The following is a 12,088-nucleotide window of genomic DNA, read 5'->3' on the forward strand; positions in this document are numbered from 1 at the left end:
AGGCGAACCGCCTTGGCAATTGGAGCAATGGATGCGACAAGGGATAATGCGCCCTTTCGTCCAGCCGCCGCCCCATGTCCAGCCCCGAAACCCAGCAAACCATCCAGAAAAAAGTGGTCATCGCCGCCTGTTTCGGCACCTTCCTGGAGTGGTACGACTTCCTGACCTTCGCTTCGCTGGCCATCTACTTCAGCGTCCTCTTCTTCCCGTCCGGCGACCCGGTTGCCGCGCTACTGGCCAGTCTCGGCACCTTCGGCGTCGGCATGATCGTCCGCCCCCTCGGTGCCGCGCTGTTCGGCTCGCTCGGCGACCGCCACGGCCGGCGCACCATCTTCCTCGTCACCATCATCGTGATGGGCGTCTCCACCGTCTGCGTCGGGCTGCTGCCGACCTACGAACAGGTCGGCCTGCTCGCCCCGGCCCTGCTCTTGCTGTTGCGCATGCTGCAGGGCTTGTCGGTCGGCGGTGAAATCGGCGGCGCCGCCGTCTACCTCACCGAACACGCCCCGGAAGGCCGGCGCGGCTTGTACACCAGCGTGCTGCAACTGATGGGACCGCTCGGCATGATGGCGTCGACGCTGCAGATCATCGCCCTGCAGTATTTCCTCAGCGAAGCCGACTTCAAGGCCTGGGGCTGGCGCATCCCCTTCCTGCTCTCGGCACTGCTGCTGGTGGTTTCGATCAAGAGCCGGATGAACCTGCACGAATCGCCGGTCTTCCGGCATTTGCGCGAGAAGAATGGACTGGCCAAGACGCCGTTGCGCGACTGCTTCCGCGACCGCCAGACGCTCGGCCGCATGGGCCTGCTGTTCTTCTGCATCTCGGCCGGCGGCTCGCTGCTCTTCTTCTCGGCCCAGGTCTATACCAATGTCTTCCTGAAGACGGTGGTCAATCTGCCGGCCGCCCAGGCCGGCGCACTGGTGATGATGTCGACGCTCGCCCTGTTCCCGGCGACGCTGTTCTGCGGCTGGCTGTCCGACCGGATCGGCCGGCGGCCGGTGCTGCTGGCTGGCCTGATCAGTGGCGCCCTGACCATCTATCCGGTGTTTCAGGGTTTGCTGCACTACGGCCAGCAAGCCACGCCGGACACCGCGATGATCACGCTGCTGCTGCTCGTCCTGGTCATCCCGCTGGCCTGCATCACCGGGCCGCAAACGGCGACGCTGCCCGAACTGTTCCCGGCCCGCACACGCTACACCGCCGTCGCCCTGCCGCACAACCTGTCGGCCGGCTGGATCGGCGGCATGTCGCCATTCATGGTGACCTGGCTGGGCGTGCATTTCGGCGACCCGCTGGCCGGCCTGTGGTACCCGACCGGGCTGCTGATATTGGCGGCGCTGATCGGCTTGTTCTTCCTTCCGGAAGTGCGTAACCGACCGCTCGATCAGTAGTTCTTCACCGGCCCCTTGGGCGGCATTTTCGGCTTGCCGGTATAGGTCGCGCCAGGAACCTTGAAACCGGCCGCCTGGCCCTGATCGTTGTAAATGATCTTGGCCGACTGTTCCTCCGGCTTTTTACGACTCGCCGTTATTTCCAGCGTCGACGCCCGGGCTGGCGCATCGCGGCGATCCAGTTCGCTACGCACGATACGCACCCGCTCGGCAGCAATCCGCTTATCGATGCTGGCGGTCGACATGCCGCGGACGGCAAGCGTCTCACGCATGTCGATCAGCGTTTCAAGCTCCTTTGACATCCGCACGGAGCGGCTCGGCTCACCCCATTTTTCCTTGGGCTGGCTGACCGCAATATTGAACTCCTCGGGATTGGTCAGCATCCGGGCAATGTTCAGATGGTTGTAGCGCATCGACCACTCCAGCGCCCCGTCGCCCCAATCGTTCTTCGGGGTCCGGTCGGCGCCCTTCTCGATCAGCTTGCGCGCCAGGTCCTGCCGCCCCTCGTAAATCGCCATCATCAGCACGCTCGAACCGTTGGTGCTCAAGGCATCGATATCGGCCCCCTGGGCCATCAGGTAATCGGCCACTGCTTCATGGCCGGCAAACACCGCGTAATGCAGCGCCGACCATTGCCGGCGCGGCGCATTGATGCGCGCCCCGCGGTCGACCAGCCATTGGACCACATCGAGATTGCCTCGCCAGGCGGCGAGAACGAGCGCACTTTCGCCGTTGCCATTCAACTTGTTGATGTCGGCGCCCCGCGAAATGAACAAGCGCATCAGCTCGATATTGCCTTCCCAGGCCCCGATCATCAGGCCGGAACCGGTCCGGCTGCCCATGAAATCAGGCGGCAGGCCGGCCGCCAGCCAGGCCTCGGCCTGGGCCACGTCGCCCACTTCCAGGCTATTTACAAACGCCGTCGGCGTCGGCAAGCTCACCGCCTGTTGCGCCGCCAGCGGTAAACCAAGGCTTATCCCGACTATCATGGCGGCCAGTTTGCTTCCGACCGACCTCTTCATTGCTCGTCTCATCAACACGCTCACTCCTCAGGCCAGCCCGCATTTTCTCATGATCCGGACCCGCTACCGGCTGGCTCTGGCCTTGGCTGCATCACTGCTGCTGCATCTGGCACCGTTTGTTACGGAACGGATTCCCGCGCCATCGCCTCCGCCGCCTCCACCGCCGATGCAGGCCAGCCTGCACCCCGTCCAGGCCCCACCGCCACAGGCACCACTGAGGCTCGATGAAACGCCAGCGCAACCGAAGACCGCCAAGCAAACCACAAAACCGATAAAAAATTTAACTACATCACATTCGCCAAATTCATGGCAGCAAGAAGTCCGGCGGCAATTTCAAAAATTGCATGGCAAAGGACTCTTCTACCCGCCCGAGGCGATCGAAAAAGGCCTGCAAGGCGAAGCCCTGGTACTCTTGATCCTCGATCCTGACGGCCACGTGACGGCCGCCCGTATCGAGCAAAGTAGCGGCTTCCGGATACTCGATGAGGCGGCGCTGCAGGCGGCCCGCTCACTCCGCTCGCTGCCCGCCGACGCGCCACGCGAGACATTGCTACCGGTCAGTTTCCGCCTGAAATAACTTCCTGTCGGGTCAGACCAATGATAAATTTATCATTAGTGTATGATCCACCAGGAACATTATTAATTGCTGATCTGCTCATGAAGGCGGTCAACATTGTGCAGGGGAAAACCATGAATCCTATAAATTCGCTACGCGTTTCGACACGGATGCAGATTCTGATCGGCTTGACGCTGATCGGACTGCTCGCCCTGTGTCTAACCGCCTTGTTCCAGCTCAAATCGAGCATGCTCGAAGACCGCAAGGACAAAACCAAAAATCTGGTGGAAGTAGCGGTGGGCGTGCTGTCTCACCATCACAAACTGGCCCAGGACGGGAAACTCTCCGACGAGGAAGCCAAGAAGGCGGCCCTGGGCGTCTTGCGCACGCTGCGCTATGGCACTAACGACTACTTTTTTGTCGTCGACTTCAATTTCAACTACATCCTGATGCCCCCCAAACCGGAGACTGAAGGAAAAAGCGCTGCCGAGATGAAAGATACGAACGGCAAATTGATCATCAAGGAACTTACTGCCGCCGCCCGGAACGGCGGCGGTTTTGTCGATTACTGGTTTGCCAAGCCGGGGCAGCAGGTGCCGGAACCGAAACTGTCCTACGCCAGCGAGTTTGCCCCCTGGGGTTGGGCTATCGGCACCGGCATCTACATTGACGACGTCGATCGCGAATACCGGAAAGGCGCCATGTTGCTCGGCGGCATCTCGCTCGGCCTGCTGGTCTTGCTCAGTCTGGTCGGCTGGCAGGTCAGTTCAAGCATTCTGCGCCAGCTGGGTGGCGAGCCGCAGATCGCCAGTGAAATCATGCAGCGCGTCGCCGGTGGCGACCTGACCGCGCAGCTCGACAATGCGCCGGCTGGCAGCCTGCTCCAGGCCCTGGGCAGCATGGTTGCGTCGCTCCGCCAACTGGTCGGCGAAATCAATAAGGACGCCAACACGCTGGTCAACAATGCGGAAGATATCGCCCGCGCTTCCGACGAGGTGGCCAAGGCAGCCGAGCAACAAGCCGATGCGACGTCGGCGATGGCGGCAGCGATCGAGGAACTGACCGTGACCTCCAACCATATTTCGGACAGCGCCCGGGAAACCTCACGCGAAACCCGGGATGCCGTCGCCCTGGCTGGCCAGGGCAGCAGCCGGGTAAACCAGGCATCGCAGGCGATCCAGAAAATCTCCACGACGGTATCCGATGCATCGGGACGAATTCGCGCGCTGGAAGAGCGGGCCAACCAGATTTCGTCGATCGCCAACGTGATCAAGGACATTGCGGGCCAGACCAATTTGCTCGCCCTCAACGCGGCCATCGAAGCGGCGCGGGCCGGCGAACAGGGCCGGGGCTTCGCGGTGGTTGCCGACGAAGTGCGCAAGCTGGCCGAGCGCACCTCGAGCGCGACGCTGGAAATCGAGCAGATGATCAACGGCATCCAGAACGACACCATTGGCGCCGTCGGCGCGATGGATGCGGCGCTACCGGAAGTTCAGGAAGGGGTGCAGTTGTCGGCCTCGGCCTCCGAGTCCCTGCAAGCCATTGAAGATGGTGCCCGGCGCACCCTGGAGCGGGTGGGCGAAGTGGCCGACGCGACGCAGGAACAAAGCGCGGCCAGCACCTCGATTGCCCAGCGCGTCGAGCAGATTGCCAACATGGTTGAGGAAACGACGGCAACGATCCGGGGCACCGCCGAGACGGCGCACCAGCTGGAAGTCATCGCCACCAATCTCAAGCAACTGATCGGCAAGTTTACCGTCTGATCAAGCCCGCTCCGCTTTGGCGGAGCACGGCAGGACCAGCCAACGGGGCGCTTTCAAAGCGCCCCGTTGGCTTTCAGTTCGGCAATTTTCGCCGCCGGACAACCCCGACCGCCCGGCGTTTTTGTCCTGCGCTGATCTCACGGTTCCCAGTGTTCGACGGGCAGATGTTGCCCCCACAGGCGGTCGACCGTGGCGCTGACCTTGGCCGGCGCCCCGCTGGTCGCTACCGTCAGATGACCATGCCCGCCGCCCAGCAGGCCGGCTGCGCCGAGCAGTCGATCAAGCTGACGGGCGACCGGTTCGCCGGTATCGAGCAGCGCCACACCGGGCGGCATGCGCCGGGCGATGGCCTCGGCCACCCAGGGGTAGTGGGTGCAGCCGAGCACCACGACATCCGCCCCCGCCGCTGCCAGCGGCGCGACAAAGGCATCGAGCAAGGCGGCCACCGCCGGGCTGTCCGGGCCGCTGTTTTCAATCGCTTCGGCCAGCCCGGGACAGGCCTGCGTCACCACCTTGCTGTGCTGGGCGTGGTTGCCGACCAGTCGCTGGAAACGCTCGCTCTGCAAGGTTCGCGTCGTCGCCAGGACGCCGATCACTCCACTCCTGGTCAGCGCAGCGGCCGGTTTGACGCCAGGCTCGAGGGCGACGATCGGCAACGCGGTCGCCGCCCGGATCGCTTCGGCTGCCGTCGCCGTGGCCGTATTGCAGGCGATAACCAGGGCCTTGACGCCGTGCCTGACCAGCGCCTCGGCAATCAACACGCCACGCTCCTTGAGGAAGGCTTCGGGCCGGTCGCCATAGGGCAGAAAGCGGGTATCGGCAAAGTAAAAGAAATCTTCCTGCGGCAGTCTGGCGCGCAAGGCATGCAACACCGTCAGGCCGCCCAGGCCGGAATCGAAAACGGCAATCGGATGGGGATTCAATGGCTTCAAAATCGGACCCGGCAAGGACTCAACGCGTCGGCTCAAGCGGCGGCAGCCATTTGAGCAAGGTTTCGAAGAGCACCGCCGGATCGACCGGCTTGCCGACGTGATCGTTCATCCCGGCATCAAGGCAACGCTGCCGGTCCTCGGCGAAGGCATTGGCGGTCATGGCGATGATCGGCAAGGCGCCTCGCCCGGGCAGCGCGCGAATCAGCCGGGTGGCATCGATGCCGTTCATGATCGGCATCTGCACATCCATCAGCACCAGATCGTAATCGCCGGCCTTGACCGCAGCGACCGCAGCCTCGCCATTGCCGGCCAGATCGACGAGAAAGCCGGCCTCTTCGAGCAAGGCCTGCGACACTTCCTGATTGATCGGCTCGTCTTCGACGAGCAGCACATGAATCCCGCTATAGCCGGCGCGGATGCGCTGCTCGGCGAACGACTCGAGCTGACCGGGCGAACCGGCAAGGCGACTGCGACCTTGCCGCAAACGGGCGGTAAACCAGAAGGTGCTGCCGGCCCCGAGTTCGCTTTCGACCCCAATGCGGCCCCCCATCAGTTGCGCCAGACGCTTGCTGATCGCCAGGCCAAGGCCGGTGCCACCATACTGCCGGGTCATCGAACCATCGGCCTGCTCGAAGGCGCTGAACACGCGCTGCTGATCGTCGGCCGAGATACCGATGCCGCTGTCCTTGACGGCAAAGCGCAGCATTACGTCGTCGGCACTTTCCTCGACCAGCCGCACATGGATCGTCACTGTTCCGGCCTCGGTAAACTTGATGGCATTGGTCGTCAGGTTGATCAGGATCTGGCCGAGGCGCATCGGATCGCCCTGCACTTCCCGCTCGGCAAGGCCGGGCGCCATATCGACAAGCAGCGGCAAGCCTTTCTCGGCGGCTTTCTGCGAATGCAGGCTGAGCACATTTTCGATGACGCCCCCCAGCTTGAAGGCGACGACCTCCAGCTTCAGGCGCTCCGCCTCGATCTTCGAGATATCGAGGATGTCATTGATAACGGCCAGCAGGTGACGCGAGGCCTGCGCGACTTTTGCCAGTTGATCCCTTTGTTTCGGATCGCTGGCCCGGCGCTGCACCAGATCGGTCATGCCCATGATGGCGTTCATCGGCGTCCGCAGCTCATGGCTCATATTCGACAAGAAAGTGCTCTTGGCGCGGTTGGCGGCTTCCGCCGCCTCCTTGGCGACCGACAGCGCGGCGGTGCGCTCTTCGACCATGCGCTCGAGATGGTGGCGATACTGATCCAGTTCCGCCTCGGCTTGCTTGCGCTCGCTGATATCGCGGGTGATGCCCATGATCTGCTTCGGCTGGCCGGCCGCATCGAGCAGGATGGTGGTGACCACTTCGGTTGATATGACAAAGCCATCCTTGTGGGGTTGCTCGATCTCGAGATTTCCCGAGCGCGCCGTTTGATCGCCCTGGGCGAGCCGTTCGAGGCTCTCCGCCAAGGCCGCCTCCACCCGCCGCAATGATTCCGGCGTCAGCGCGGCGGAAAGCGGCTGCGCCATGATTTCCTCCGGGGTCCAGCCACGCAGGCGCTGGACGGACGGACTGATATAAGAGAATTCCATACCGGGAAGATCGAGTAGCCAGATCACGTCGCTGCTGTTGTCGGCAATCAGCCGATAGCGTTGCTGACTTTTGCCGAGCGCCTCTTCGGTTCGGGCACGCTCGACAGCGAGGCCGGCCAAACTGGCATAGTCTTCAATCAAGCCGATTTCGGTAGCCGACGGAGAAGTGGCTTGCTGGTGATAGATGGCAAAGGTGCCGAGGACCCGGCCATCGCGATTCTTGAACGGCTGCGACCAGCATGACTGGACGCCAGCCCGGGCGGCCAGATCGCGGTATAGCACCCAGAACGGGTGCTGCTGGATATCCTCGACGATGATCCGCTCGCCACGAAAAGCCGCCGTTCCGCAAGAGCCGACGCCATCGCCGATAACCACGCCGTCAATCGCCTGATTGTAGAAGTCGGGCAAGCTCGGCGCCGCGCCATGACGCAGATGCCGGCCGTCTTCATCGAGCAACAGGATCGAGCAGAGCGCCCCCGGGTGCAAGGCTTCGACGCGACTCGCCAGGCCTTGCAGCACCTCGGACAGCGGCGCGCCTTTACTGATCAGATGAAGCACCTGATTGTGCAGCAGCAATTCGCGGGTCCGTTGCGCCAGGTCGTTCTCGGCCTGCCGTTGGGCGGTTTGCAGTTCGTTCAGCTTGAGCCGGGTCTCGGCCAGCCAGCCGATCACGCTGTCTTCGACGGTCGGCAAAACCTGATCGGGCGGCGAAAAATCGCCTTGGCCAAGCCGGACGATCTGGGCATGGACTTCCTCGGCGGAAGCGCCGAGCGTTTCGCGCAAGGCGACATAGGTGCGCCACAGCATGGTGACGACGCTGAGGCCAAAGGCGATGAAAATCAGCCGAAAAATGGTCGCCCGCACTTCGGCCGACTGAACCATATCCAGCGTTCGTTTGCCCATCAGCAGATTGAACTGATGCAGCGGCCGCATGATCTCGGCTTTGGCCTGATGATAGGGCGTGCCGTGCAGCATCTGGCGGGCCTTTTCGCGATTGGCCTCGGCGGTCGGGCCGCCAGTCTCGACCAGATTCATCGCTTCGATTTCGAGCGCCGTCAAACGATCGGAGTTTGCCTTGGCTTCAGTCAGTTGGTGGAACTCCTCGGCACCGAATTCGGCCTGCCGCATCAGGTCGAGCAGTGCGATCGTCGCACTCTCGGCGGCCACCGGCGGCACCTGATCGCCGACGACCAGATCCCAATAGATGTTCTGATAATCGGCCGGCCGCGGCTGCTTGCCATCGCGGATGTCGAGAATAGCCTGGTAGCGCTGCCGGTACATCGGGTCGCCGGTCACGACATAGGTCCGTGCCATGCGCGTCAGATCGTCCGAGGAGTGGCGCAATTCATCGGCCAGCAGCATCGAAACATGCCGCCGCTCGTTGGCCCGATCGATACGTTTCTCGGCGCTGGCGTACAACACGAAGACAACGGCAAGCGCCACCAAGAGGCCGACCGTCAGCGCCAGCTTGGTTGAAAATCCGGGATTTCTATCCTTGAACGTCACGATTACGCCTAAAACGAGCTGCTGAACATACCAGGCACTAGCCAGGCGCCAAAAATTCCCGGCCTCAAGTGAAAAGCCCCCTTGCGGGGGCTGCTCTCGAGCACTATTGCGCCAAAATCACATGCGCTCGATCATGGCATCGCCAAAAGCCGAGCAGGACAGTTCATTGGCCCCATCCATCAGCCGGGCAAAATCATAGGTCACCTGCTTGTCGCCGATCGCTGCTTCCATGGCCTTGATAACCAGGTTGGCGGCTTCGACCCAACCGAGATGGCGCAACATCATTTCGGCCGAGAGAATCAGCGACCCCGGGTTGACCTTGTCCTGGCCGGCGTATTTCGGCGCGGTGCCATGGGTCGCTTCAAAGCAGGCGTACTGGTCGGAGATGTTGGCGCCCGGCGCAATGCCGATGCCGCCGACCTGTGCAGCCAGCGCGTCGGAGATGTAGTCGCCGTTCAGGTTGGTGGTGACGATGGTGTCGTACTCGGCCGGACGCAGCAGGATCTGCTGCAGAAAGGCGTCGGCGATCGAATCCTTGATGATCACTTCGCGGCCGGAATTGGGATTGCGGAACTTGCACCACGGACCGCCATCGACCAGCTCGGCGCCGAACTCTTCCTGGGCCACCTTGTAAGCGGTGTCACGGAACAGGCCTTCCGTGAACTTCATGATGTTGCCCTTGTGCACGATGGTCAGCGACTTGCGGTCGTTGGCGATGACGTACTTGAGCGCGGCGCGGACCAGACGGGTGGTGCCTTCGACGGAGATCGGCTTGATGCCGATGCCGGAAGTCGCCGGAAAACGGATTTTCTTGACGCCCATTTCCTTCTGCAGAAAATCGATGACCTTCCTGGCGCCTTCCGATTCGGCGGCCCATTCGATGCCGGCGTAGATGTCTTCGGTGTTCTCGCGGAAGATGACCATGTTGGTCAGCTCCGGGTGCTTGAGCGGCGATGGCACGCCCTTGAAGTACTGCACCGGACGAACGCACTGGTAGAGATCGAGCTCCTGGCGCAGGGCGACGTTCAGCGAGCGGATGCCGCCGCCGACCGGCGTCGTCATCGGACCCTTGATCGATACCGAATACTCCTTGAGCGCATCGAAGGTTTCCTTCGGAAACCACTCATCCGGGCCGTAGATGCGGGTGGACTTTTCGCCGGCAAAAACTTCCATCCAGTGAATTTTCTTGGCGCCGCCATAGGCCTTGGCCACAGCGGCGTCGATGACCTTGATCATGACCGGGGTGATGTCGATGCCAATGCCGTCACCCTCGATGAAGGGAATGATCGGATTGTTCGGGACAGCCTGTCCCGGAACGATTTTCTGACCACCTTGGGGAACCGTGATGTGAGATGCCATATCCACTCCATGCGTGTTATTGGACGACTTGGGTTAGCGTCGAATGTCTCCTCTGCAGGTTACCGGATGAGGGCTGCCCTGCCACCGGTAGCGTGCACGATTATGAAGCAAAGGAGGGCGGCCTGTCAGCCATTAGTGCATCCCGGCCCAATGCTAAACTGGCCGTCCCAGTCAGGAGAGACATCGCATGAAGATCTCAGTCGGCCTCTACGGCACCAATGCGCACCAGATCGCTTTGGCCTTGATCCAGGGATTCAACAAGCACTACAAACTCTTCCGCGAAACCAGCAAGCAGGCCAAGACCCGCTTCGAACAGGGCGACTGGCTGGGCGTACACAAGGCCGTCAAGGAACGCATCCGCTTTTACGATGACCGGGTCGACGAATGCGTCGAACGCCTGCGCGACGAATTCGATGCCCAGCACATCGACGACTCGACCTGGCAGCAGATCAAGCTGCTCTACATCGGCCTGCTGCTCAACCACAAGCAGCCCGAACTGGCCGAGACCTTCTTCAATTCGGTGACGACCAGAATCCTGCACCGCGACTACTTCCGCAACGATTTCATTTTCGTCCGCCCGACGCTGTCCACTGAAAATATCGAAGCCGACAACGATCCCACCTACCGCAGCTATTACGCCAAGGAAGACGGCGTGCGCGGCGCCATCACCGCGATCGTCAAGGACTTCAACTGGCACCGTCCGTTCGCCGACATCGAGCGCGACGTCAATCATGTTTACCACGCCATCCGCGCCTTTCTGAAAGGCATGCCGCCACGCGAGGTGAATTTCCAGATCCAGGTGCTGGCCTCGCCCTTCTATCGCAACAAGGCGGCCTACATCATCGGCAAGGCGATCAACGGCGCCGCGGAATATCCCTTTGCCATTCCGGTCCTGCACGACGATAACGGCAAGCTCTACCTCGACACGATACTGCTCGATGCCTGGCGGATCGGCCTGCTCTTCTCGCTATCGCGCGCCTATTTCATGGTCGACATGGAGGTGCCTTCCGGCTACGTCCAGTTCCTGCGCGCCGTGCTGCCCAACAAGCCGCGCTCCGAGCTGTACATCATGCTCGGCCTGGGCAAGCAGGGCAAAACCATGTTCTTCCGCGATTTCATCTATCACCTGCACCATTCGGAAGACAAATTCATCATGGCCCCCGGCATCCGCGGCATGGTCATGCTGGTCTTCACACTGCCGTCCTACCCCTACGTCTTCAAGATCATCAAGGATGTCTTTGGTCCCGCCAAGAACATGGACCGCGCCACCGTCAAGAAGAAATTCCTGATGGTCAAACAGGTCGACCGCGTCGGCCGGATGGCCGATACGCTGGAATTCTCCAACGCCGCCTTCCCGCTCAAGCGGTTTGACGAGGAAGTGATGGAAGAACTGCGGACGCTGGCGCCCTCCTGCTTCGAAATCGATGGCGAAACGCTGATCATCAAGCATCTCTACATCGAGCGCCGCATGGAACCGCTCAACATCCATCTCGAACGCGTCGAACGGACCAACAACATCGAGGCGCTGGAACACGCCATCAAGGAATACGGCAGCGCCATCCGCGAACTGGCCCAGGCCAATATTTTCCCGGGCGACATGCTGTGGAAGAATTTCGGCATCACCCGTTTCGGTCGCGTGGTCTTCTACGATTACGACGAAATCGAATACATGACCGACTGCAATTTCCGCCAGATTCCGCCGGCCCCGGACTTCGAGACCGAAATGTCCGGCGAAGTCTGGTACGCCGTCGGCAAAAACGATGTTTTCCCGGAAGAATTCAGCACCTTCCTACTCGCCTCGCCGACGCTGCGCAAAGTGTTCCACAAGTACCATGCCGACCTGCTCTCCGCCAAATTCTGGCAGGATGCCCAGCAAAAAATCCGGCAGGGCCACGTTGAGGATTTCTTTCCCTATCCGCAGGAACTGCGCTTTTGCAACAGCCCGCCGGATGTGAACTGAACAAAGTGATCAGAAAA

8 protein-coding genes are annotated in these 12,088 nt (G+C 61.6%); 4 read left to right on the forward strand and 4 right to left on the reverse strand.

What is annotated here, in order from left to right; translation table 11 throughout:
• Window positions 1-74 precede the first annotated feature (74 nt).
• Complete coding sequence (locus ACLIKD_RS13100; RefSeq protein ID WP_428825416.1) at window positions 75-1,391, forward strand: MFS transporter; 1,317 nt, start codon at window positions 75-77, stop codon at window positions 1,389-1,391.
• On the opposite strand, the gene ACLIKD_RS13105 is transcribed toward ACLIKD_RS13100, so the two are convergent.
• Complete coding sequence (locus ACLIKD_RS13105) at window positions 1,385-2,380, reverse strand: ankyrin repeat domain-containing protein (RefSeq protein WP_428825417.1); 996 nt, start codon at window positions 2,378-2,380, stop codon at window positions 1,385-1,387. The genes ACLIKD_RS13100 and ACLIKD_RS13105 overlap by 7 nt on opposite strands.
• Here ACLIKD_RS13105 and ACLIKD_RS13110 point away from each other — a divergent pair.
• Both ACLIKD_RS13110 and ACLIKD_RS13115 read left to right on the forward strand, forming a co-directional pair.
• Window positions 2,379-2,990, forward strand: coding sequence for an energy transducer TonB (locus ACLIKD_RS13110; protein WP_428825418.1), 612 nt, complete (start codon window positions 2,379-2,381; stop codon window positions 2,988-2,990). The genes ACLIKD_RS13105 and ACLIKD_RS13110 overlap by 2 nt on opposite strands.
• A 113-nt stretch (window positions 2,991-3,103) precedes the next feature.
• Window positions 3,104-4,732, forward strand: coding sequence for a methyl-accepting chemotaxis protein (locus ACLIKD_RS13115; RefSeq protein WP_428825419.1), 1,629 nt, complete (start codon window positions 3,104-3,106; stop codon window positions 4,730-4,732).
• 137 nt (window positions 4,733-4,869) lie between these two features.
• Here ACLIKD_RS13115 and murI read toward each other — a convergent pair whose 3' ends face one another.
• The 3 genes from murI to icd all read right to left on the reverse strand — a co-directional run bounded on the left by murI (window position 4,870) and on the right by icd (window position 10,111).
• A complete protein-coding gene (murI, locus tag ACLIKD_RS13120; RefSeq protein WP_428825420.1) occupies window positions 4,870-5,655 on the reverse strand; it encodes a glutamate racemase in 786 nt (261 codons plus the stop codon).
• 28 nt (window positions 5,656-5,683) lie between these two features.
• Window positions 5,684-8,752 (reverse strand): ATP-binding protein, encoded by a 3,069-nt coding sequence (locus tag ACLIKD_RS13125; RefSeq protein ID WP_428825421.1) that lies wholly within the window; start codon window positions 8,750-8,752, stop codon window positions 5,684-5,686.
• A gap of 117 nt (window positions 8,753-8,869) precedes the next feature.
• Complete coding sequence (gene icd / locus ACLIKD_RS13130) at window positions 8,870-10,111, reverse strand: NADP-dependent isocitrate dehydrogenase (RefSeq protein WP_428825422.1); 1,242 nt, start codon at window positions 10,109-10,111, stop codon at window positions 8,870-8,872.
• Window positions 10,112-10,298: 187 nt separating this feature from the next.
• Between icd and aceK the strand changes: the two genes are divergently transcribed.
• A complete protein-coding gene (gene aceK, locus ACLIKD_RS13135) occupies window positions 10,299-12,071 on the forward strand; it encodes a bifunctional isocitrate dehydrogenase kinase/phosphatase (RefSeq protein ID WP_428825423.1) in 1,773 nt (590 codons plus the stop codon).
• Window positions 12,072-12,088: the final 17 nt, after the last annotated feature.

Origin of the sequence: Azonexus sp. IMCC34842 (assembly GCF_050368855.1) — a bacterium.
Classification (GTDB): Bacteria; Pseudomonadota; Gammaproteobacteria; order Burkholderiales; family Rhodocyclaceae; genus Azonexus; species Azonexus denitrificans_A.

Excerpts from the sequence above, each read along its gene's own strand:
- ACLIKD_RS13100 (WP_428825416.1), top strand. The coding sequence starts at position 75 with ATGTCCAGCCCCGAAACCCAGCAAACCATCCAGAAAAAAGTGGTCATC.
- icd (WP_428825422.1), bottom strand. The coding sequence starts at position 10,111 with ATGGCATCTCACATCACGGTTCCCCAAGGTGGTCAGAAAATCGTTCCG.
- ACLIKD_RS13115 (WP_428825419.1), top strand. The coding sequence starts at position 3,104 with ATGAATCCTATAAATTCGCTACGCGTTTCGACACGGATGCAGATTCTG.
- aceK (WP_428825423.1), top strand. The coding sequence starts at position 10,299 with ATGAAGATCTCAGTCGGCCTCTACGGCACCAATGCGCACCAGATCGCT.
- ACLIKD_RS13110 (WP_428825418.1), top strand. The coding sequence starts at position 2,379 with ATGGCGGCCAGTTTGCTTCCGACCGACCTCTTCATTGCTCGTCTCATC.
- ACLIKD_RS13105 (WP_428825417.1), bottom strand. The coding sequence starts at position 2,380 with ATGATAGTCGGGATAAGCCTTGGTTTACCGCTGGCGGCGCAACAGGCG.